Consider the following 21,631-nt stretch of genomic DNA (forward strand, 5'->3'; position numbering starts at 1 on the left):
CGTGCCCCTTTCCTCAGCAATTGCCATAGACATTACGGGAGTTCAACCATGTCCGTGCACACCGACCGGTCCGCCGTCACCGTCCTCGGGCTCGGCCCGATGGGCCGGGCGCTGGCCGACGCGTTCCTGGACGCGGGGCTGCGCACCACCGTCTGGAACCGCACGCCCGGCCGGGACGGGGAGCTGGTCGCCCGGGGCGCGGTCTCGGCGTCCTCGCCCGAGGAGGCGGTCGCCGCCGCCCCGCTCACCGTCGTCTGCGTGGTGAACTACGACGCCTCGGACGCCGTGCTGCGCCGGGACGCCGTCACCGCCGCCCTCAAGGGCCGCACGGTCCTGAACCTGAGCGCCGACACCCCCGAGCGGGCCCGGGACACGGCCGAGTGGGCGGGCCGGCACGGCATCCGCTACCTGGACGGCGCGATCATGACCCCGACCCCGGCCATCGGCACGGACGACGCGGTGTTCCTGTTCAGCGGCCCCGAGGAGCCGTACCGGGAGTACCGGCCGGTGCTGGCGGCGCTCGGCGGCAGCCACACCCACCTCGGGGAGGAGATCGGCCGGGCGGCGGCGTACGACATCGCGCTGCTCGACATCTTCTGGACGGCGATGGCCGGCTACGTGCACGCCCTGGCCGTGGCCCGCGCGGAGGGCGTCACCGGCGCCGAGCTCGCCCCCTTCGCCCAGGGCATCGCCGCGATCCTCCCGCCGCTGTTCACGGAGTTCGCGGCCGACTCCGACGCCGGCACGTACTCGGGCGAGCTGAACCCGGTCACCTCGGCCGCGTCGACCATGGCCCACGTCGTCCACGCCTCCGAGGCGCACGGCATCGACGCGAGCGTGATGCGCGTGATCGAGGGGCAGGCCCGGCGGGTCATCGCGCGCGGGCACGGCACGGACGGGTTCACCCGGGTCGCCGAAGTGCTCGCCCGCCACTGAGCGGTGCCCGGGCGGTCTCAGAACGGCAGGGGCCGCCCGTGCACCACCTCCAGCCGGGACACCGCCCGGGTCAGCACCACGTACAGCCGGTGCAGCCCCCGCCCCGCGGGCCCCTCCGCCTCCGCGATCGCCGCCGGTTCGACGGCGACGACGTGGTCGTACTCCAGGCCCTTGACCAGGCTCGCCGGCACCACCGTGACGCGCGCGCCCGGTTCCTCCGGGCCCGCCGCCTCCACCCCGGCCCCGGCCAGCGCCCGCCGCAGCCGGGGCACGTCCGCGTCCGCCGCGACGACCCCGACGGAGCCCTCCCGCCCGAGCGCGTCCCGCACGGCGGACACGACCGCGGCCGGCAGCCCGTCCGGGTCCGGGGCCTTCCGCAGGCGCACCTCCCCGTCACCGCGCAGGGACCGGGCCGCCGGGACGTCGACGTCGAGCCGTTCGAGGAGCCGGTTGGCGAGCGCGACGACGGCCCGCGGCACGCGGAACCCGGTGGTCAGCGCGACCACGGCCGCGTCCGGCTTCCCCAGGTGCCGCAGGACCTCCGGCCACGAGCGGGCCGCCCACGGGGTGGTGCCCTGCGCCAGGTCGCCCAGCACGGTGAGCGAGCCGAAGGCGGCCCGGCGGGCGATGGCCCGGCACTCCATCGGGGAGAGGTCCTGGGCCTCGTCGACCACGACGTGGCCGTACCCGTCCGGGTGCTCGACCAGTCCGGCGACCTCGTCGAGCAGGACCAGGTCGGCGGCCGACCAGCGCGCCGACCTCCACGACCGGGGCGGCCTCGCCCACAGCAGGGCCTTCTGCTCGTCGGCGTCCAGCACCCCCTCGGCCGCGGCGGCCAGCGCCCCGGGATCGGAGAGGAGCCCGGCCACGACCTCCTCCGCGTGCACCCGGGGCCAGACGGCGTCGACGTACGCCGACACCGGCCGCGCCCGTTCGATCCGGCGCACCCAGGCGGTGCCGCGCGGCCCGCTGCGCCGTTCGGCCCGCTCCCGCACGGCCCGCACGATCCGGGCCCTCACCCGCTCCCGCCCGACGCCGTACGGCGGCTCCTCGGCCCGTACCTCCGCCACGATCCGTGCCGCCTCGTCCCCCGCGACCCGCCAGCGGTACGACCCGTCGGGCACGACGAGGTCCTGCGCGCCATCCCCGGCGCCGCCGGCCCGCACGCGCGCGTACAGCGCCCGGCGCAGCACCTCGGCCGTCCTCGCGTCGTGCTTGACGACGGCGGCGCGCTCGTCGTCGGTGCCGGTGACCGGGTGCCGGGCGATCTCCTCGGCGAGGGTCGACTGCCGCACGCCGGTCTCGCCGAGGGCGGGCAGGACCTCGGAGATGTAGGAGAGGAAGGCCCGGTTGGGCCCGAGGACGAGCAGTCCGCCGCGCCGGACGCGCTGCGGGTGGGTGTAGAGCAGGTACGCCGCCCGGTGCAGGCCGACGGCGGTCTTGCCGGTGCCGGGGGCGCCCTGCACGCACACCGAGACGCCCAGGTCCCCGCGGACGAGGTCGTCCTGCTCGGGCTGGATGGTGGCCGCGATGTCCCGCATGGGCCCGACGCGGGGCCGCTCGATCTCCCGGACGAGGAGAGCGCTGACCCCCGTCTCCCCCCGCCCCTGCTCCTGTTCCCGTGCCTGCTCCCGCCCCTGCTCCAGGTGCTCGTCCTCCAGTCCGGTCAGGTCGGTGGACTTGCCCCGGCTGCCGGGGGCCCAGCCGAACCGCCGGCGCACGGCGACGCCCTGCGGGTCACGGGCGGAGGCCTGGTAGAAGGCGCGGGAGACGGGGGCCCGCCAGTCCACCACGAGGGGCGGGGCGGCGGGGTGCTCGGTGATCCGGAGCCGTCCGATGTGGTAGCGCTGCCCGGCGTGGCCGGTGTCCGTCCGGGCGAAGTCCAGCCGGCCGAAGAACAGCGGCCCCTCGGGCAGCTCCCGCAGTTCCCGGGCCCGGCTGCGCAGGCGGTACCCGAGGACCTCGGCGTCGGCACCGGAGGCGGAGACGTCCTCGCCGGTGAGGACCTGTTCACCGGCGCCGTCGGCCATGGCGGCGAGGGCGGAGCGGCAGCGGTCGTGGTGGGCGCGTTCCCGGGCGAGGGCGTGCCGGAGCGCGGGGTCGGGTGGTGTCATTCCACCGAGCGTACCGAATGACTTGACCGAGTTACATTTTTTACTCGGTATCACCGATGTCGAGGCGGGGCAGCGTCGCCGCCAGCACGCCGAACGCCCGTTCGGCCGCAGCCACCGCGTCGGCCCGCACGTCCGCGACCGGCTCCCCCCGCGCGATCCGCCGCCAGTTCTCCTGCGCGAGGATCCGCCGCACGGCGATGACCTGCCCGGCGGCGAGCCGCGCCCCGAGCCCTCCGCCGAGCGCCTCCGCCAGTGCCTCCTCGGACCGCTCCAGGTACCCGTACAGCCTCGCGACCAGCGCCGGCGTCCCGTACAGCAGTGTGTGGAAGGCGAGCACCTCGGGGTCGTCGTTGAGTCCGGTGACCGGGTCGCACCGCCGGAGCCCGTCCAGGAAGTGCCGCCGCAGCGCCTCGACGGGCGTGGGCCCCCGGCCGGCCACCCGCGCGGCCTCGTCCTCGTGGTCGGCGATCCGGTGCAGGACGAGGTCCTCCTTGGCCGGGAAGTACCGGAAGAGCGTCGGCTTGGAGATCCCGGCCGCGGCGGCCACCTCGGCGACGGACACCGCGTCGAAGCCCCGCTCCAGGAAGAGCCGGATGGCGGTGTCCGACACGGTCCGGTACATCTGCCGCTTCTTGCGCTCGCGCAGGCCGATCTCGCTCATGCGGCGAGCCTACGCACACCCGCTCACACCGGGGCGCGGGCGGGGAAGGGGGCGGCGGCGGAGCGGAGCGGCAGGCCGAGCGCCCCCGCGGCGACGGCGAGCGTCACCGCGTAGGAGTCCACCGCCCGCCGGACGTTCGGGGCGTCCAGGCCCGCGCCGGTCACGATGCGGTCCAGGTCGACGTACGCGGAGCGGACGATCTCCAGCCGGCGGTACACCTGCCAGTCCCGGCGCCAGTCGCGGGTGTGCTCGTCGGGCAGCCGGCGCTCCCAGCGGCGGAACATCCGGTCGCGGATCTCCGGGCGGGTGGGCGTCAGGTGCATGTGCCTGACGAGGTCGTACAGCGGGTCCCCCACCAGGGCCATCTCCCAGTCGATGACGGTGAGGGCGAGGGCGTCGTCCCGGCGCACGAGGTTCCACGGGTTCAGGTCGCCGTGCAGCAGGGAGGGTTCGCGGTGGCTCACCCGGTGACGGGAGAGGATCTCCCGGAGGCGTTCGGCGTCCGGCAGCCCCAGGTGCCGCGCCAGCCGCTGCGACGCCGCGGGCAGCCCCGCCACGAGGGAGACGAGCCGGTCCCTCAGCCGGTCGTGGAAGCCCTCCGTCCCGGCGAGCGGATCGAGCTGCTCGCAGTCCACCCGCGTCAGGGCGCAGAGCTGGTCCACCAGGCCGTCCGCCTCGTGCGGCAGCAGGCCGTGCACGGGATGGCTCGGAGGGCGGCCGATGTCGCGCGGTCCCACGTAGGTGTGGATGGCGAAGGGGTCGTCCGGGTGGCTCTCGCCCAGCGCCAGGACCCTCGGCGCCGCGACGGCGACCGGCGCCCGCTCGACGGCGCGCAGCACGGCGTGCTCGCTCAGGAAGCTGCGCTCCCGCCGACAGGCCCCGGGCAGTTTCCGCCGCACGACCACGGGACGGTCCACGCCCGGCACCCGGACCACGGTGTTGAGGTGCCCGGTCCCCTTGAACACCCGGTCCGCCGGAGCGGCGCCCTCCACCGCCAGGGCCTGACGCACCGCGGACTCGGGGAAGTCGTCGGGCAGGGACAGCCGCCGGTCCGGCCGCCAGCCGAAGACCCGGGCGACCGTGCCCCGGCCGCCCCGGCCGTGGTCGCGGCGGGACACCAGCCAGCGGAACAGCGCGCGCTCGATCTCCCGCGCGCCGGGCACGTTCACGAGCCGCAGCGGTTCGGCCGCCGCTTCCAGCGCCCTGCCCACCTCCGCCGTCGCCCCGTCCAGGTTCTCCTGGGTGAACGCGTCCTCCAGGGACCGCGCGGCCCGCATCACGTCCGGGTAGAGGGACTGCGCCCGCTCGAGGGCCAGGTAGTGGCGCAGGTCCCTCGCCAGCCCGTTGACGGCGGCGGGGCGGACCTCCCGCACGGCCCCGGCCCACGCGTCGATCACCCCGGACCACTGGTGGGCCGGGTACCGCATCCGCACCAGGTGGGTGGCGAGGTCGTGCAGCGGGTCGCCGTAGGTCGCCAGCTCCCAGTCGACGCAGACGAGCGGGGGAGCACCGCCGCACGGGACGATCAGGTTGTCCCGGTGCAGGTCCGCGTGCAGCAGGCCGTACGGCCGCCGCGCCATGACGGGCACCCGCTCGGCCAGCCGGACCAGGGCGTCCTCCGGAACGCCCAGGGCCGCGAACAGGCCGCCGAAGGCAGCCCGGTTGGGCCGGCGGATCTGCCGGTCCGCCAGGTGCGCCAGCGTGCGCAGGAAGCCCCGGCTGTCCGTGTCGTCGCGGGGCCAGCCCGGCGGCAGGGGAGGCAGGGCGCCGCGCCGCACCCGGGCCGTCCGGGCCAGCAGCCCGGCCAGCTCCTCGACGAGCGGGGTGTCCACGGGCTTGCCGTCGCCGCAGACGCCGGAGAGCGGCACGCCCTCCACACGGTCGTGGATCGCGAAGCCGTCGCCCTTGGCGAGACACCGCGGCACGTGCGGCAGGACCCCCCTGACCGCACCGAGGATCCCGTCCTCGTCCTGCCAGGTCCTGATCACGGCCGGCAGCACACCGGTGCGGCGGATCCGCACCGTCACGGGCGTCCCCGCCTCGCGTCCCAGCAGCCGTGCCTCCGGCCCGGTCAGCGGCAGCACGTAGGTCCGGTGGTGGTGGCCGCCGCCGGCCGTCCCGAACCGTGCGGCCCGTTCCACGAGGTCCCGGAGGCGGGGATCAGCCGCGGCGCGTTCCCCGGAGGGCGGACGGGGAAGAGGTGGTGCGCCCACTGGCCGCTCCGGGAGGTACGAGGGGAGTCACGACCGACGGTAGGCACACGGCCGCCCGTCCCGCACGCGCAGGACCGCGCGGGGAGTACCGCAGCCGGTCGCGTCGGGCGCCGTGTCACCCGTCCGCCCGGGGACCGCGGGAGCCCGTCCGGGCCGGCCGCCGTGTCCCCCGGTACGGACCGGGGCGAGCGCTTGCCCGGTCGGTGCGCGCATGCTACAGCACACCGGTCGTCCGGAGAGCGGGTCCCGGACCGGGTCGGACCACTGCCGGGCTTCAGGCCCGGGCCGCGGCGCGGACCGCCGCGAGGACCGGTTCCAGCGAGTCCACGACCGTGGTGGCGCCCGCCTCCCGCAGCAGCCCGGCCTTGCGTTCGGTGCGCGCGTAACCGAGGAACGGCACGCCGGCGGTCCGGGCGGCGGCCAGGTCCGACGGGGTGTCGCCGATCATCAGGGCGGACCGGGGGGCGGCGCCCATGGCGTTCAGGGCGCGGACGACGCAGTGGGGGTCGGGCTTGAGGTGGCGGAGCTCCCGGGTGCGTCCGTAGACGTGCGGGGCGAAGCAGGCGACGAGGCCGCGGCCGGTCAGGTACCTGCGCACGACGCGCGGGGAGTTGTTGGTGGCGACGGCCAGCCGGGAGCCCACCGCGCTCCAGGTGCGGATCAGCGGGTCCGCGTACGGGGTGGGCATCGCCGAGGCGGCGGCCCGCAGCTCCTCCTGGGTGAGACGTTCCTCCAGCTCCGTGACCAGGTCGCTGTTCGGGTGCCCGCGGTCGACGGCGCGCAGGACGACGTGCGGGTCCAGGGAGCCGCGCTCGGTCTCGGTCAGCAGTCCGTGCAGGCCGCGCCCCTCGAGCCAGGACACCAGGTCGCCCGCCACCCGCTCCGCCGAGTGGCCCGCGAACAGGCGGCAGACGGGGCCGTCGAAGTCCCACAGCACGACACGGGCGCGCGTGATCAGACTCCGCAGGTCGGCCGGTTCGCTCTCGGTCCCGGCCGGCGCCGGGTCGGTCCGTGTCGTCTCAGAGGTCACTAGGAGAGTGTCAGGTCCGTCGTGATGGTTTCCCAGAGGGCGTCGAACCACTTGCGGGATTCCTCCACGAACGCCCGGTCCCGCTGCTCCGCCCGCTCGGCGAAGGAGAAGAGCAGGGACTGGGAGCCGAGGGCGTCGTACATCTCCAGGGTCCGGCTCTCCCACTCCTCCTCGCGCCGGGTGAGCATGTAGTAGCCGATCAGCGCCTCCTCCCCGTTGAGCAGGTACAGCTTCACCGGCGGGGTGAAGGGCAGGGCGCGGAACGAGACGTGCACGTCGATGCCGTGCGTGGCGCGCAGGGCGAGCAGGTTGTGCCGGAGCACGCGGGCCTGGGCGTTGCGCTGGGTCAGCCAGCGCTCGTGGACCGGGTCGCCGTCGCCGTCGCGGCCCTCGACCGGGACCGGGAAGGCGAGGTTGATCTCCCGGGAGGGCAGCAGGAGGCGCACCCGCACCGACTCGGGGCGCAGGCGGCCCTCGTGGATGTGCCGGACCGGTTCGCTCAGCGCCAGCATGAGGCTCTCGGCGGTCAGGCAGACGGCGTCGATCCGCACGTGGGCCGACGAGAAGGCCTCCGTCAGGCGGGGCGCCAGCCCCACCATCGTCGGCTGGGGCTCCTCCCGGGCGGGGGACGGCTCGGCGATCCGCGGCGGGCTGCCCTTGCTGACGTTGCTGAGGAGGCCGTCCTCCTGGAGCGCGCGCAGGGCCTGGCGGACGGTGCCGCGCTCCACGCCGAACTCCTCGGCGAGTTCGGCCTGGGTGGGCAGGCGGTCACCGGCCCTGAGCTCACCGGTGCGGATGCGTTCCCGCAGGATGTCGGCGATCTCCTGGGGCGAGAGCTTTCTGCTGCCGTTCACTGCCACGTTCTCCTGGGCCACGACCAGACGCTACAACTCTGATCCATCTGAGGGGCGTTGTTTGAAAGTTGTTTACAGAGAGGAGCCAAGTGGGGACAACCTACTAAAAGTTGGTTGCCAACTTTGCCAAGTTGGCGGAAGTTCCGCTTCCGAAGGGGGAACCCCGTGCCCGTCCTCGCCCTGTTCTCCGCGGTCCTCGTCGTCACCTTCGAACAGCTCGTCCAGTGGAGGTACGGCGCCGCCGGCCTCCTCGGTCTGCTGCTGCTCACCGTGGGCATCAAGGCCAAGAGCCCCGGCGTGAGCTCCGCCGGCGCGGTCCTGCTCGCCCTGCTGGTGACGAGGCCCGCCCTGTGAGTCACCGCCCCGCCCGTGTCCCGGTCCCCGTGGGAGACGTCAGCCCGTGAGCACCAGCTCGGAGCTGATCGTCTCCCACAGTGCGTCGAACCACCGGCGGGACTGCTCCACGAAGGCGGTGTCCCGCGGACCGGCGTCCCGCCCGAAGGCGAACAGCAGGGACCGGACGCCCTGCGCGTCGTACATCTCCAGGCTCTCGTGGTCGATCAGCGCCTCGCGCCGCGCCAGCGTGTAGTAGGCGAACAGCGCCTCCTCCCCGTTGAGCAGGTACAGCTTCACCGGCGGGGTGAAGGGCAGCGCCCGGAACGAGACCCGCACGTCGATGCCGTGCGTGGCGCGCAGGGCGAGCAGGTTGTGCCGGAGCACCTGACCCTGGGCGTTGCGCTGGGCCAGCCAGCGCTCGCGGACCGGGTCGCCGCCGTCGTCGCGGCCCTCGACCGGGACCGGGAAGGCCAGGTTGATCTCCCGGCTGGGCAGCAGGACGCGGACGTCGACCTTGGCCGGTTTCAGTCGCCCCGCGTGGATCTGGCGCAGCGGCTCACCGATGGCGAGGGTGAGGGAGACCGCGGTCAGGCAGACGGCGTCGATCTCGACGTGCTCGGCCGCGAAGGCGGTGGCGATGCGGTGCGCGAGGACCGCCGTGGTGGGCATCGGGGGTGCCGCGGGGCCGGTCAGCGCCCTTTCGGCGTCGGAGGCGACGGTCGCCGGGGCCCCCTTGGAGACGTTGGTGAGCAACCGCTCCGACTGCAGGACGCGCAGCGCCTGGCGGACGGTGCCGCGCTCGACGCCGAACTCCTCGGCGAGCCGGGCCTGGGTGGGCATGCGCTGGCCCGGCTGCAGCGTTCCGGACCTGATCCGGGCGCGCAGCTCGTCGGCCACCTCCCGATGGGTCCTCTGTGGCCGCTGCGACCTCTTCCGTCCGTGGACGGAGGCGTGTTCCGGGTCCACGGCGGAACCCTACAACTTCCCGCCATCTTTGGGCAGTTCACGGAGAGGTGGTTATGAGCCGCTTCCAAGTGGAGATAACTGAAGACAAGTTGGTAACCAACTTGAGCAACATGGTCGGCCCCCGAAGAGGTTGGCCACCAGGGTGACGGTTGGTGACCACTGACGACAAGGGGGACCGCCATGCCGCTCATCGCCATCGTCCTCGCCGCCCTCGCCATTGGGTTCGAGCAGCTCGTCCAGTGGAAGTACGGGCCGATGGGGATCATCGCCTTCGTCGCCCTCACCGTGGGCATCAAGGCGCGGAACACCGTGATCAGCGGCATCGGCGCGGTCATCCTCGTGATGCTGCTCGCCCAGTCCGGCTGACAGCACGCCCACGGACCGCCGGCCGGGCTCCCCTCCGGAGGGGAGCCGGGAGCCCGTCGGCAGGCACCACCCGCACCACCACAACCGAACAGCTCGCTACGGATGAGCGCCCACCCGTCGTCGGCGGAGGGAGGCAGGCAGCAGGAGCGCGCGAGCGACAGCGCTCAGAACATGTCCGGGCACCACGGTCGCCTGGACGTACGCAGCAGGGCGTCGGCCTGACGGGCGGCGCCCGCTCGTTCTTCCCGCACCCGGCCGAGGGCCGCCAGCCGCACCGCCGACTCGTCACCCAGCCAGAGCGTCGCCAGCTCCGCGACGTCCAGCGTCAGATCGGCGCTCCCGGTGGTCGGCGTGCAGGACCCGGTCCCGTCCTCCGACGCCTGGAGCCGGTACCGCCCGCCGGCCAGCCCGCCGCCGTCGGACACCTCCAGCACCAGCGCACCCGGCGCCTCGTACGTCCGCGCCTCCAGCGCCTTCACGACGTCCAGGATCCGCACCCACAGCCAGTCCGCCTGGGTGGTGACGGCGGCGGCGCGCGGGTCCGGGAGGAAGTGCGGGAGCAGGTCGTCGGGGGCCCGCCAGCCGCTCTTCACCTTCACCACCCAGTCGATCGAGCACAGGTAGTGCCACAGCGCCCGCTCGGCGGCCGGGGTCACCCCGATCAGCCATTTCACGCTGACCGTGTTCAGCGGCTGCTTGGCGTCGCCCCACGTGTCGTCCGCCGTGTAGGCGACCATGCCCTCGACCTCGCCGGCCGCCGACCGGTACACGGCGAAGCAGGGCTCGCTCCAGGTCGGGTGGAAGCGCAGGGCTCCGGTGGCCAGCCTCCACCACACGTCGGTGCGGCTGACGGCGCCCGGCCGGGCCCGGCGCAGCCGCTCGTGCAGGTCGGGGCCGAGCTTGTGCACGTCCTCCCCGTCCACGAGGTCGATCCGGCCGCCGTCGTCCGGGACCGACCGGCGCGGGTCGAGGCCGGTGCGCGGCACGTCGACCGTCCACTCGGTCGCCGAGGTGGCGGGGCCGAAGCCGTAGCGGCCGTAGATCGGGTACTCGGCGGCGATCAGGGTCGCCACGACGTCCCCGTTGTCCTTCGCGGCGGCGAGTTCCCCGGTCATCATGCGGGTGAGCAGACCGCGGCGGCGGTGGGTGGCGGTGACGGTGACGTTGGTGACGGCGGCGGCGGACACGGTCGCGCCGCCGACGGCGGTGAGCTCCTGCGCGAAGGAACGGAACGTCGCGACGCAGCGCCCGTCGTCGAAGGCGCCGAGCAGCCGGCCGGGCAGGAAGTGCCGCCGGCGCGCGTCGACGACCTCCTGCGGGGAGGTGGGTGCGTTCAGGAACCCGGTGTTGAGGGCCCTGTTCCAGTCGGCGAACTCGGACTCGGTGATCAGGCGTACGTCGATGTCGGCGCGGGAGGTCATGGGCACACGGTAGGTCGCGGGGCGGGGGGTGTCGCATGGTTTTCCCCGGCCGCCTCCCCGACGCCCCTCCGCAGGCTCCTGCGGAGGCGCGCGGCCCCGGGAGGGGTCCCGCACGCCCGGGAAACGGGTCCGGCACGCCCCTGCGGGGAGCCGGACCTCACGCCCTCGCGGGGCCCCGGGTCCGCACCCCCTCGCGGGGCCCCGGGTCCGCACCCCCTCGCGGGGCCGGGTCCGCACACCCCGGGAGGCCGGTCCGCGTGTCCCCGCCGAGGCCGGCGCCTAGAACACGGCCCGGATCTCCCCCACGACCGCCCCGCCGCCCGTCAGCGGTGCCCGGCCGATCCGCTCGACCACCGGCGCGTCCACCCCCATGAGTCCCAGCGCCCGTGCGAGCACCGGCCCCAGGGCCCGCACCGCACCGTCGTCCACCTTGAAGGCGAGGGCGCGGCCGTCCGGCAGGGCGACGGCCTGGACGGCCTCCGCGCCCATCTTGGACAGGACGCCCGGGATCTCCCGCATCAGCCAGGTGTCGGCACGGCGGGTGCCGGCGACGTACTCGGGGTGGGCGCGCATGGCGTCCGCGACGCGGCGCTCGGGCGTGCCGGGCTCGGCGAGGACGAAGGAGCGGTAGGCGCGGGCCAGGCCGACGAGGCTGACCGCCATCAGCGGGGCGCCGCAGCCGTCCGTGCCGACGGCGGCCACCCGCTCGCCCGCCGCCGCCTCCACGCCCTCGTGGATGATCCGCTGGAGCGGGTGGTCCGGGTCGAGGTAGGTCTCCAGCGGCCAGTCCCGCAGCGCGCACGCCGCCAGCATCGCGGTGTGCTTGCCGGAGCAGTTCATGGTCACCCGGTCCCGCACCCCGCCGGCCGCGAGGTAGGTGTCCCGCTCCTCCGCGTCCAGCGGCAGGTCCGGCGGGCAGCCCAGCTGCCGCTCCCCCAGCCCGTACTCGGCCAGCATCTTCTGCACCAGGTCGCGGTGGAAGCCCTCCCCCGAGTGGCTCGCGGCGGCCAGCGCCAGCCGCTCCCCCGCCAGGTCCAGGCCCGCCCGCAGCACGCCCGCCGCCTGCATCGGCTTGTTGCTGGACCGGGGGAAGACGGGCGCCGCCACGTCACCCAGCGCCAGCTCCACGTCCCCGTCCGCGTCCAGCAGGACCAGGCTCCCCCGGTGCCGCCCCTCGACGAAACCGGAACGGACGACCTCCGCGAGGACGGGCGGCACGGCGGGGGGTGCGACGGGCAGGGACGGTGCGGACATCGGCGGTGACCTTCCGGACGGGATACACGCCCCGCCCGGCACGGGGGCGGCCCCGGGATCACCGGGCCGGCCCCCGCCTCACACGAGCAGGTCGTCGACTTGAGCTTCCCCTTCACGGTACCTGCGTGCGATTTCGGCGCTGCAGTCGTCGGCCGTGCGCTGCAGCCGCTGCCGCCGCCAGGACACCTGCTGCTCGTACCGCACGAGCCGCCCCATCGCGGCGTTCAGCTCCCCGTCCGTGCGGGCGCCCAGGTCGGACAGCTCCACCTCGGCGAGCATCTCGGCCGCCAGCCGCCGGTACTCCTCGCTCCGCGGCGTGCCCAGCGTCACGTGGCGGGCCGAGGACCGGTGCCGGGCCGGGGCGTCCCGCAGGATCTCCGGCAGCCGCTCCACCACGGACGCCTCCGCCGGCGCGGCGGCGACCGAGGCGGCGCCCACCGGGACGCGCCTGGCCAGCTCCGCCCCCAGGATGTCGATCCGCCCCTGCAGCAGCCGCCGCACGTAGCTGAGGTCGGCCTCGTCGCGCTGGGCGTCGCGGCGCAGGGTGCGCAGCTCGGGCAGGCTGAGTGCGGTCAGATCGTGCTCGGACTGCTCCCCGGGCAGCACGGGGCTGTCCGTGCGCTGCGTGGGGGGACGGTGGAACTCCCGCTCCCCGGCCCCCGGGTGGGTCAACGAGACAGCCCCGGGCGGCTGCCCAATCCCCGATGTGCTCATGTGCCTCAACCGTCCCCTCGACCGGCATGTGCCAGCATCGTGCCACCCCAAGCGGCCGCTATGTGACCTAGTGCGCCCGATCCACCCCAGATGGCGGTTAAGGAGTAAAAATAGTCCGGCCGGGGCCCCGCGCGGACCGCCGTCGGCCGGGTGTTCGCCGACCGGCATGATGGTCGTATGCGAGCAGTGGTGCAGCGGGTGGACGGCGCGAGCGTCGTCGTGGACGGCGAGACGGTGGGGGCGATCGAGGGCGAGGGGCTGTGCGTCCTCGTCGGCGTGACCCACGAGGACACCAAGGAGAAGGCGGCCCAGCTCGCCCGCAAGCTCTGGTCGATCCGGATGCTCCAGGACGAGAGGTCGTGCAGCGACGTCGACGCCCCCCTGCTGGTGATCAGCCAGTTCACCCTGTACGGCGACGCCCGCAAGGGCCGCCGCCCCACCTGGAACGCCGCCGCCCCCGGTGACGTCGCCGAACCGCTGGTCGACGAGGTGGTCGCCCAGCTGCGGGCGCTGGGCGCGACGGTGGCGACGGGCCGCTTCGGCGCGCGGATGCGGGTGTCGCTGACCAACGACGGCCCGTTCACCGTCCTGCTGGAGATCTGAGCCCGGCCCCCTCGGCGCGGGTCAGGGCTCGACCACGGTCTCCTGGGCCGCCGCCGTCTCCCCGGCGAGCAGCCGCGCGTCCACCGGCACGTTCCGCTTGACCAGCGCGAGCGCGACCGGCCCCAGCTCGTGGTGGCGCGCGGACGTCGTGACGAACCCGACCTTGCGCCCGTCCGGCTCGTCGTCGGCGAGCCGGATCTCCGTGCCCGGCGTCGGCAGGTGGACCTCGCTGCCGTCCAGGTGCAGGAAGACCAGCCGGCGCGGCGGCTTGCCCAGGTTCTGCACCCGGGCGACGGTCTCCTGGCCCCGGTAGCAGCCCTTCTGCAGGTGCACCGCGCTCCCGATCCAGCCCAGCTCGTGCGGGATGGTGCGGTGGTCGGTCTCGAAGCCGAGCCGGGGGCGGTGCTGCTCGACGCGCAGCGCCTCGTGGGCGAGGATCCCGGCGGGCGGCCCGGCCTTCCCGGCGTACGACTCGAGATCGGCGCGGGGCAGGAACAGATCACGTCCGTACGGGGTCTCGCGGACGACGACGCCCTCGGGCGCCTCCGCGATGGACCCGGCGGGCAGGTGCACCACCGCGGTGTCGGCGGTGCGGTCGGCGACCTCGACCCGGTAGAAGAACTTCATCGACTCCAGGTACGCGATCAGCGCCTCCTGAGTGCCCGGCTCGACGTGGGCCCAGACCGTCTCGCCGTCGTCGACCAGGTAGAGCGCGTGCTCGATGTGGCCGTTCGCGGAGAGGATCAGCGCCTCGGTGGCCTGGTGCGGCGGGAGCTCGCTGACGTGCTGGGTGAGCAGCAGGTGCAGCCAGCCGAGCCGGTCCGCTCCGGAGACGGTCACGACCCCGCGGTGGGACAGGTCGACGAAACCGGTGCCGTCGGCGAGGGCGCGCTGCTCGCGGAACAGGTCGCCGTAGTGGGCGGCCACGCCCTCGTCCACGCCCTCGGCGGGGACGGCGCCGGGCAGGGTCAGCAGGGGGCTCTTCATACGCCTAGCCTACGACTCGGTAGTTGAAGCCTTCAGGGAGCAGTCGCCGCACCGGCCGAAGATCGCGAAGTGCCTCATGTCGGTGTCGAAGCCGAAGGAGTCCCGCAGCTTGGCCGTGAAGTCGGCCGCCACCTCCATGTCCGCCTCGATGACGTTGTCGCAGTCGCGGCAGACCAGGTGCAGGTGGTGGTGCCGGTCGGCGAGGTGGTACGTCGGGGCGCCGTGCCCGAGGTGGGCGTGGCTGACCAGGCCCAGCTCCTCCAGGAGCTCCAGCGTGCGGTAGACGGTGGAAATGTTGACCCCCGACGCCGTCTTCCTCACTTCCACGAGGATGTCGTCGGGGGTCGCGTGCTCCAGGGTGTCCACGGCTTCGAGCACGAGTTGGCGCTGCGGCGTCAGCCGGTAGCCGCGCTGCCTGAGGTCGCTCTTCCAGTCGGTGCTCACCACACCACGAGTCTAGAGCGGCCGGCGCCCGCGCGAGGAAGGCCTACTTGAAGAAGGCGATCCCGTCGTCCGGCAGGTCGTCGGGCAGGGCCTTGGCCCAGCGCTCGACCTCCTCCGGGGTGACGACCTTCTTCAGGTGCGCCGACATGTAGGGACGCAGCTCGACCTCGGGGGTCTGCTTCTCGCCGACCCACATCAGGTCGCTCTTGACGTAGCCGTACAGCCGCTTGCCGCCGCTGTAGGGCCGCGAGGCGGCGGTGCGCGCGACCGCGTCCGTGACCAGGTCGATCTGCGGCTTGCCCTCGGCCAGCTCGCCGTACCAGATCTCGATGACGCCGTCGTCGCGGGTCATCGTCACCTCGACCTTGCGCTGGGCGTCGATCCGCCAGAAGCCGTGCTCGGACTCCAGCGGCCGGACCTTGTTGCCGTCGCCGTCCAGCACCCAGGTGTGGGAGCGGTACTCCAGGAAGTCCCGGCCGTCGTGGGTGAAGGCGACCTCCTGCCCGAAGTTGCACTTCTCGGCGCCGGGGAAGTCGTGCACGCCGGCGCCCGCCCAGTCGCCGAGCAGGAAGGCGAGCGGGACGAGGTCCTTGTGGAGGTCGGACGGAATCTCGATCATGAGTGGAAGTTCCTGGTGTCGGGTCAGCGCTGGCCCTGGAACAGCTTCTTCACGGTCAGCCCGGCGAAGGCGAGGACGCCGACGGCAACCAGGACCAACAGGACTTCGAAGAAGAGTTCCACGGGGTGCTCCTTGAGCGGGGAGTGTGGTGTGCGTGCACAGGGCCGGACCCCAGCTTACGCGGCCGGGGCCCGGCCCCGTCGGGTGAGGTGCGTCCCCACCGCCGGGGTCAGCCGAGCAGCTGGCCCTGCAGGACGACCGTCTGCCGGAAGGGCACGGCCCCCACGCCGCCCTTCCGGGACTGCAGGATCACGGCGTAGACGTCCCCCGCGGAGAGGTGGGCCTGGCGGACCTGCTCGGCGCCGTACGGCTTCGGCTCGGCGTAGGCGGTGCGGACGACGCCGGAGACCGCGGCCTGCTCCGGGAACTCCTCGTCGTAGACCTCGTCGTGGGAGCCGCGCAGTGAGTACACCGGGGTGGTGAACGCGACGGCCTGGCTCGCGATCTCCGCCTCCACGACCTGCGCGGTGTCGAACTGGAGCAGGTAGATCCGGGTCCGGGTGCCGTCCGGCGTGGTCCAGCCGCGGGCGGCGATGTGCCGCAGGCCGGTGTCGACCAGCTGCTGCCGCAGCGCCTCCCGGTCCTCCTCGTGCGCGTACTCCGCCAGGTACTCCTTGGTCGCCAGCCAGCCGTCCGGGCCGCGCAGCGCCTTGTCCTCCCTCGCCCCGGCGGGGGCGGGCAGCACGAGGGCGCGCAGGTCGGCGTGGTGGGTGCCGGCCGCGTTGCCCGCGGCGAAGGGCCCGGGGCTGCCGGAGGGCAGCGGCGGGCTGGTCAGCTCGGGGTAGTCCCAGCGCCCGTCCGACTCCGTGGCCAGGCCCGGGACGTCCGTGCGCTCCAGGCCCGCGATCCCGTACGCCGTGGCCGTGCCGACGGCCGCGAACACGGCCGCGGCGGCGGCCCAGCGCGCCACGGCCCGCAGGACGCGGCGGTCCCGGGGCGCCGGGGCCGCAACCCCGGAGGGCTGCGCGGACTGCGCGGACTGCGTCGGCTCGGTGGACGGCTCGGGACCGGTGGGCGGCTCGAGCTCGGTGAGCGGTTCGGTGGTGCGGTCGTTCATATCGCCTTCCCCGGCTCGGCGATCCGGTCGAGCTGGGTGCGCAGGAGCGTGGCGACTCCGTCGCTGTCGAGCGTCGCGGTGCCGTACGCGACGGCCGTGACCAGGACGTCGCCGACGTGGGCGGAGCAGAACATCCCGGTGAGCTCCTCCTGGTCGCCCTCGGGCGCCCGGAAGCACTCGGCGTCCTCGTAACCCTCGATCCCGGGTCCCTTGCGGCCGCCGAACACCCCGAAGAGCCGCTTCTGGGACTCCGAGAGGGCACGGACCGCGGCCCTGTCCTCCATCTGCGCCAGCACGATGCTCACCGAGTAGATCTCCTCGTCGTACAGGTACGGCTTCGCGTCCGCGCTGAAGTAGCTGCGCATCACCATGCCCTTGGTGCGCTGCCGGTCGATCTCCTTCTCCAGCGGCTTGCGCAGGGAGCGGGGCAGACCGCGCAGGGACTCCTTCCGCAGCGCCGCGGCCTGGGCGCCGCTGAGCCGCGCGTCGGAGCCGAACCGCCCGAGGTCGGGTCCGCGGACCCAGCCGTCGGGCTCGTACGGCACGAGCATCCCGGCGAGCCCGGTGGGGGCCGGCGCCTTCCTGTCCCCGGCGGTGGCCTTCGGGAACTGCCAGCGCGGGGCGCCCGCGTCCCGGTCGGCGTCCCGCACGGTCACGACGGTCGCGCCCACGCCGGCGAGCAGCGCTCCGGCGAGCAGCAGGCAACCGGCGACGGCCGCGACGCGCCCGCGCCGTACGGGCCTGCGGACCGGTGGGCCCGCCTCCGCCTCCGGCCGCGTCCCGGGCGCGCCGGTCTCCGGCCGCTCCTCCGGTGAATCGGTTCCGCTCACAGCCGCTCCATCTGCCGCTCGGCCAGGTCCATGATCGTCTTCTTGGGGATCGGCCGGTCGCCGTAGACCCAGATCTCCATCGCGACGTCCCCGCGCCAGGCGTGCGCCTCGGCCCTGTACTGCGGCTCGTACCCGGGCTCGGTGTACGGCCTGGGGTGGACGTAGGCCGTGCCGTCGCCGGTGCCGGGGATGCCCCAGCTCTCGGCGTCGGGGTCGCGCTCCGCCCATCCCTGGTGGTTGCCGACGGTGTCGACCGCCGCCAGGGAGTCCTCCTGGCGGAACTGCACCAGCCGGATCTCCACCTGGTGCGGGCCGTCCTCCCAGCCGACGGCGGCGGCCCGGCGGAACTCGTCCGAGACGAGGGAGCTGAACTTCTCACCCGGCTCGGTGAAGCTGTCGGCGTAGGCCGACATGTCCAGCCAGCCGTCGGACGTGGACAGCCAGTCGGCCTCCCTCGCCCCGGCCGGCTTCTTCAGCAGCAGCTCGCGCAGGTCGCCGTCGGTCCGCACCCGCCGGTCCCGGGCGGCCGACAGCGGCTCGGGGGCGGGGCCCGTCGCCCGCGGCAGCACCGGCTGGGACAGCGGCGGCAGCTTCGTCGGCGCGCGGTCGGCCTGGACGAGGTAGCCCGCGCAGGCGCCGGCCACCAGGCCGCACAGGGCCGCGGTGCCGATCAGCAGCGCGGTGGCGCCGCGGCGGCGCGGCGGTGTCTCCGGCACCCCAGGCGTTCCCGGTGCCTCCGGTGTCTCCGGTGCAGCCGGTGCTTCTCGTACTTCCAAGGCGTCCCCCACAGACGTGAAGCGCGTTCCGTCGCGCGCTTCACAGGAGACTCACGGCCGACGTCCGGGGATGTACGCGGTCTGGTTACGATTCGGCCATGGCGAAGAAGCTCGTGATCAAGGTGACGGCGGGGGCGGACGCCCCCGAGCGCTGCTCGCAGGCGTTCACGGTGGCGGCGGTGGCCGTGGCGAGCGGGGTGGACGTCTCCGTGTGGCTGACCGGGGAGTCGGCGTGGTTCGCGCTGCCGGGGCGGGCCGCCGAGTTCGAACTGCCGCACGCCGCGCCGCTGCCCGACCTGATCGAGTCGGTCCTGGCCGCCGGCCGTCTCACCCTGTGCACGCAGTGCGCGGCCCGCCGCGACATCACGGAGGAGGACGTCATCGAGGGGGTCCGGATCGCCGGCGCGCAGGTGTTCGTGCAGGAGGCGCTGGCGGAGGACACCCAGGCGCTCGTCTACTGAGACGACGGACGGGAGGCGGCCCGCCGGGCCTCACCGCGGCCGTTTCCTGCCGTCCAGCTCGTCCCACCACTCGTCGGACTGGGGGTCGCCGGAGGGGTCGTCCCACCAGCGGTCGTCGGGGCCGCGCCGGTTGGCGACCACCGCGGCGAACGGCGGGATGACCATGGCCACCACGCACATGCCCACGGCCACCGGCACCGACCACAGCCGCACGACGCCCCAGGCCAGGACGAACAGCCCGATGCACGTGCCCATCATGACGAAGTAGGTGCGGCGCCTGCGCGCGTACATACGTCCAGCGTAGGTCCGGGCACGCCGGAGGGCCGCACCCCGGGCGTCCAACCCGTGGGGTGCGGCCCTCCGGTGAGGGGCTCAGACCGCGATCGCGACCTCGGCCAGACCGCCCTGCTGGGCGACGACCGTGCGGTCGGCGGTGCCGCCGGGCACCAGGGCGCGGACGGTCCAGGTGCCCTCCGCCGCGTAGAAGCGGAACTGTCCGGTGGCGGAGGTGGGGACCTCCGCGGTGAACTCGCCGGTCGAGTCCAGCAGACGGACGTAACCCGTCACCGGCTCGCCGTCGCGGGTCACCTGACCCTGGATGGTGGTCTCACCGGGCTTGATCGTCGAGGCGTCCGGGCCGCCGGCCTTCGCACCGCACATGTCTTGCTCCTGAAGGGGTAGGGAGAGGTCGGTCGGGAGGGGTCACTTGCCGGGGCCGAGCTCGATCGGCACGCCGACGAGGGAGCCGTACTCGGTCCAGGAACCGTCGTAGTTCTTGACGTTCTCCACGCCGAGCAGCTCGTGCAGCACGAACCAGGTCAGCGCGGAGCGCTCACCGATGCGGCAGTAGGCGATGGTGTCCTTGGCCAGGTCGACGTTCTCGGCGGCGTAGAGCTCCTTGAGCTCCTCGTCCGACTTGAAGGTGCCGTCGTCGTTGGCGTTCTTCGACCACGGGATGTTGGCGGCCGTCGGGACGTGGCCCGGGCGCTGCGACTGCTCCTGCGGCAGGTGGGCCGGGGCGAGCAGCTTGCCGGAGAACTCGTCGGGCGAGCGCACGTCGACCAGGTTCTGGTTGCCGATGGCGGCCACCACGTCGTCGCGGAAGGCCCGGATGGACGTGTCCTGCGGCTTGGCCCTGTACTCGGTCTTCGCCCGCTCCGGCACCTCGTCGCCCGGGACCAGCTCGCGGGCGTCCAGCTCCCACTTCTTGCGGCCGCCGTCGAGGAGCTTGACGTTCTCGTGGCCGTACAGCTTGAAGTACCAGTAGGCGTAGGACGCGAACCAGTTGTTGTTGCCGCCGTAGAGGACGACCGTGTGGTCGTTGGCGATGCCCTTGTCCGACAGGAGCTTCTCGAAGCCCTCCTGGTCGACGAAGTCACGGCGGACCGGGTCCTGCAGGTCCTTGGTCCAGTCGATCCGGATGGCGTTCTTGATGTGGTTCTTCTCGTAGGCGGACGTGTCCTCGTCCACCTCGACGATGGCGATGGTCGGGTCGTCCAGGTGCTCCTGGAGCCAATCGGCGTCGACCAGGACGTCGCTGCGGCTCATGCTCTTTCTCCTCCGGGGCAGGTACGGCGGGGCGTGCGAATGAGAGGTGCGCGCGGCCGCACCGGGGCGGCGCACGGATGCCCTCAGCGGGGCGGGGCGGGAACGCGGACGACGAGGCGTCCGCTCAGAAGGGGCGACAGAGCATGGCGGCGACACGGCACAGGTCCACTGCCCGCCGCTTCGTGAGATCCGCCTGTCGCTTCATAGGGCCGATCGTAGGGACGGCAGGGCGGGCGTGTCACCGGCGTGTCGAATGATGAGACACGATCGTCCGCGATGCGGGACGGAGGAGCCGCGGGCCCCGCTCCCGCGAACCCGGTTCCTCCGTGCGTCCGCCGTCACATCTGCCCTGCGGACACCCCCGTCTCGCCTGTCGGACGTCCTCCCCGTCGAACCCTCCCTCACCCGGCCAGACGGACGTCGGAACCCTTCACCGTGATGTCCACCCCGTCCCGCGCCGCCTCGACCTTGTCCAGCCGGATCCCGCCGGGCAGGCCGTCGATCCTCTGCTCGAAGTCGGTGATCCGCCGCACGCGGGACTCGGCGATCTCGACCCCGCCGAACTCGGGCAGCGCGTCCGCCTTCACGCGGACGGTGTCGCCGTCCACGACCGTCACCGAGCTGAGCACGGAGACCGGCTCGGGCAGCTCGGTGCCGAGCACGGTGGCCTTCACCTCGACCTTGATCTTCCCGTTGCCGCCGTCGGACAGGCCGACGATCTCGGCCGTGACGCCGGGCGCCACCTGCGTGGCGTCGGACTTGGCGGTCTTGAGCAGCTCGTCGTAGGCGACGGTCGCGGTGCCGGTGGCACTGCCGGCGACGGCGGAGCCGAAGTCGCCGGAGAACTCGACGCCCCTCATGTCGGCGCGCAGGTCGTCGATCCGGATCCGCTGGGCGCCGTCCCCGGTGGCGGCCTCGTAGCCCTCGATCCCGACCTGCACCTCGTCGAGGGAGCCGCCGGCGACCTGGGTGAGGAACGGGAAGCCCTTGATGGACACGTCGGGGGTGGTCTCGAGGTTCTCGGACGCCTTCAGCCGGTCCGCCGCCTCGCCCTCGGCGAAGTTGACCGCGACGCGGTCCACGATCACGAAGATCCCGCCCAGTATCACGGTGACGACGAGCAGTATTCGCAGTGCGCGCATGCGGTGTTTCCCCACCTAGGCGTGTCCGACGGCGTTCCCCGACGACCGGGCGGCCGTCCAGCGCGAGGGTAACCCCGCCGCGGGCGGGAACCGCGGAATTGTCGATCAGCTGTGACAGGGGTGGCAGAGGGACGGAGGGGGCGCGAGACGGGTGCCGGGAGGGGCGCCGGTCCGCCGAGGACCGGCCATGGAAGGTGCCCCCACGGGGCGGCGCCCCGGAGCCCGTGACGGCGCGCGAG

Annotated in this window: 24 protein-coding genes; 5 read left to right on the forward strand and 19 right to left on the reverse strand. The window is 73.8% G+C overall.

The window, feature by feature from the left end:
- Positions 1-48: 48 nt before the first annotated feature.
- The gene (locus tag GL259_RS18525) at positions 49-936 is read left to right on the forward strand and encodes an NAD(P)-binding domain-containing protein (protein ID WP_159534219.1); all 888 of its coding nucleotides are present in this window, start codon (positions 49-51) and stop codon (positions 934-936) included.
- A gap of 17 nt (positions 937-953) precedes the next feature.
- Here the strand turns inward: GL259_RS18525 and GL259_RS18530 are convergent, their stop codons facing one another.
- From GL259_RS18530 to GL259_RS18550, 5 genes are all read right to left on the reverse strand, one after another.
- Entirely contained in the window at positions 954-3,050 is a 2,097-nt protein-coding gene (locus tag GL259_RS18530) for an AAA family ATPase (RefSeq protein WP_159534221.1), read from the reverse strand.
- Positions 3,051-3,090: 40 nt separating this feature from the next.
- Positions 3,091-3,711: a TetR family transcriptional regulator gene (locus tag GL259_RS18535; RefSeq protein WP_159534223.1), complete on the reverse strand. Its 621-nt coding sequence runs from the start codon at positions 3,709-3,711 to the stop codon at positions 3,091-3,093.
- Positions 3,712-3,734: 23 nt separating this feature from the next.
- The gene (locus GL259_RS18540) at positions 3,735-5,924 is read right to left on the reverse strand and encodes an aminoglycoside phosphotransferase family protein (RefSeq protein ID WP_159534225.1); all 2,190 of its coding nucleotides are present in this window, start codon (positions 5,922-5,924) and stop codon (positions 3,735-3,737) included.
- Between the two features lie 274 nt (positions 5,925-6,198).
- Complete coding sequence (locus tag GL259_RS18545; protein ID WP_243762330.1) at positions 6,199-6,954, reverse strand: HAD family hydrolase; 756 nt, start codon at positions 6,952-6,954, stop codon at positions 6,199-6,201.
- Entirely contained in the window at positions 6,954-7,835 is an 882-nt protein-coding gene (locus GL259_RS18550) for a winged helix-turn-helix domain-containing protein (protein ID WP_159538758.1), read from the reverse strand. The genes GL259_RS18545 and GL259_RS18550 overlap by 1 nt, the downstream gene beginning before the upstream one ends.
- A gap of 138 nt (positions 7,836-7,973) precedes the next feature.
- Here GL259_RS18550 and GL259_RS18555 point away from each other — a divergent pair, with 138 nt between their 5' ends.
- The gene (locus GL259_RS18555) at positions 7,974-8,162 is read left to right on the forward strand and encodes a hypothetical protein (RefSeq protein ID WP_159534229.1); all 189 of its coding nucleotides are present in this window, start codon (positions 7,974-7,976) and stop codon (positions 8,160-8,162) included.
- A gap of 39 nt (positions 8,163-8,201) precedes the next feature.
- Here GL259_RS18555 and GL259_RS18560 read toward each other — a convergent pair whose 3' ends face one another.
- Positions 8,202-9,110, reverse strand: coding sequence for a GntR family transcriptional regulator (locus tag GL259_RS18560; RefSeq protein WP_159534231.1), 909 nt, complete (start codon positions 9,108-9,110; stop codon positions 8,202-8,204).
- 180 nt (positions 9,111-9,290) lie between these two features.
- Between GL259_RS18560 and GL259_RS18565 the strand changes: the two genes are divergently transcribed.
- Positions 9,291-9,476 carry a hypothetical protein gene (locus GL259_RS18565; protein WP_159534233.1) on the forward strand — a complete coding sequence of 62 codons (186 nt, stop codon included), beginning with the start codon at positions 9,291-9,293 and terminating at the stop codon, positions 9,474-9,476.
- 164 nt (positions 9,477-9,640) lie between these two features.
- Here GL259_RS18565 and GL259_RS18570 read toward each other — a convergent pair whose 3' ends face one another.
- The 3 genes from GL259_RS18570 to GL259_RS18580 form a co-directional block, all read right to left on the reverse strand.
- On the reverse strand, positions 9,641-10,897 hold the full coding sequence (locus GL259_RS18570) for a GNAT family N-acetyltransferase (protein ID WP_159534235.1): 1,257 nt from the start codon (positions 10,895-10,897) through the stop codon (positions 9,641-9,643).
- Between the two features lie 279 nt (positions 10,898-11,176).
- Entirely contained in the window at positions 11,177-12,151 is a 975-nt protein-coding gene (locus GL259_RS18575) for an asparaginase (RefSeq protein WP_159534237.1), read from the reverse strand.
- Positions 12,152-12,229: 78 nt separating this feature from the next.
- Positions 12,230-12,865, reverse strand: coding sequence for an aerial mycelium formation protein (locus GL259_RS18580; protein WP_159534240.1), 636 nt, complete (start codon positions 12,863-12,865; stop codon positions 12,230-12,232).
- 177 nt (positions 12,866-13,042) lie between these two features.
- Between GL259_RS18580 and dtd the strand changes: the two genes are divergently transcribed.
- On the forward strand, positions 13,043-13,468 hold the full coding sequence (dtd, locus tag GL259_RS18585; RefSeq protein ID WP_159534242.1) for a D-aminoacyl-tRNA deacylase: 426 nt from the start codon (positions 13,043-13,045) through the stop codon (positions 13,466-13,468).
- Between the two features lie 21 nt (positions 13,469-13,489).
- On the opposite strand, the gene GL259_RS18590 is transcribed toward dtd, so the two are convergent.
- From GL259_RS18590 to GL259_RS18620, 6 genes are all read right to left on the reverse strand, one after another.
- On the reverse strand, positions 13,490-14,455 hold the full coding sequence (locus tag GL259_RS18590) for a folate-binding protein (RefSeq protein WP_159534244.1): 966 nt from the start codon (positions 14,453-14,455) through the stop codon (positions 13,490-13,492).
- Between the two features lie 9 nt (positions 14,456-14,464).
- Positions 14,465-14,902 carry a transcriptional repressor gene (locus GL259_RS18595; RefSeq protein ID WP_159534246.1) on the reverse strand — a complete coding sequence of 146 codons (438 nt, stop codon included), beginning with the start codon at positions 14,900-14,902 and terminating at the stop codon, positions 14,465-14,467.
- Between the two features lie 40 nt (positions 14,903-14,942).
- Positions 14,943-15,518 (reverse strand): FABP family protein, encoded by a 576-nt coding sequence (locus GL259_RS18600; RefSeq protein WP_159534248.1) that lies wholly within the window; start codon positions 15,516-15,518, stop codon positions 14,943-14,945.
- 229 nt (positions 15,519-15,747) lie between these two features.
- The gene (locus GL259_RS18610) at positions 15,748-16,635 is read right to left on the reverse strand and encodes a hypothetical protein (protein WP_159534252.1); all 888 of its coding nucleotides are present in this window, start codon (positions 16,633-16,635) and stop codon (positions 15,748-15,750) included.
- Entirely contained in the window at positions 16,632-17,465 is an 834-nt protein-coding gene (locus tag GL259_RS18615; RefSeq protein WP_243762331.1) for a hypothetical protein, read from the reverse strand. The genes GL259_RS18610 and GL259_RS18615 overlap by 4 nt, the downstream gene beginning before the upstream one ends.
- Complete coding sequence (locus tag GL259_RS18620) at positions 17,462-18,181, reverse strand: hypothetical protein (RefSeq protein WP_208026490.1); 720 nt, start codon at positions 18,179-18,181, stop codon at positions 17,462-17,464. The genes GL259_RS18615 and GL259_RS18620 overlap by 4 nt, the downstream gene beginning before the upstream one ends.
- 158 nt (positions 18,182-18,339) lie before the next feature.
- On the opposite strand from GL259_RS18620, the gene GL259_RS18625 reads away from it, so the two are divergent.
- A complete protein-coding gene (locus GL259_RS18625) occupies positions 18,340-18,702 on the forward strand; it encodes a DsrE family protein (protein WP_159534256.1) in 363 nt (120 codons plus the stop codon).
- Between the two features lie 30 nt (positions 18,703-18,732).
- Here GL259_RS18625 and GL259_RS18630 read toward each other — a convergent pair whose 3' ends face one another.
- The 4 genes from GL259_RS18630 to GL259_RS18645 all read right to left on the reverse strand — a co-directional run bounded on the left by GL259_RS18630 (position 18,733) and on the right by GL259_RS18645 (position 21,392).
- Complete coding sequence (locus tag GL259_RS18630; RefSeq protein WP_159534258.1) at positions 18,733-18,993, reverse strand: DUF3099 domain-containing protein; 261 nt, start codon at positions 18,991-18,993, stop codon at positions 18,733-18,735.
- 81 nt (positions 18,994-19,074) lie between these two features.
- Positions 19,075-19,362, reverse strand: a complete 288-nt coding sequence (locus tag GL259_RS18635; protein ID WP_004986406.1) for a DUF1416 domain-containing protein — start codon at positions 19,360-19,362, stop codon at positions 19,075-19,077.
- Positions 19,363-19,404: 42 nt separating this feature from the next.
- Entirely contained in the window at positions 19,405-20,250 is an 846-nt protein-coding gene (locus GL259_RS18640) for a sulfurtransferase (RefSeq protein WP_159534260.1), read from the reverse strand.
- Positions 20,251-20,651: 401 nt separating this feature from the next.
- The gene (locus GL259_RS18645; protein WP_159534262.1) at positions 20,652-21,392 is read right to left on the reverse strand and encodes a DUF2993 domain-containing protein; all 741 of its coding nucleotides are present in this window, start codon (positions 21,390-21,392) and stop codon (positions 20,652-20,654) included.
- Positions 21,393-21,631 lie beyond the last annotated feature (239 nt).

Source organism: Streptomyces sp. Tu 3180 (genome assembly GCF_009852415.1).
GTDB lineage: Bacteria > Actinomycetota > Actinomycetes > Streptomycetales > Streptomycetaceae > Streptomyces.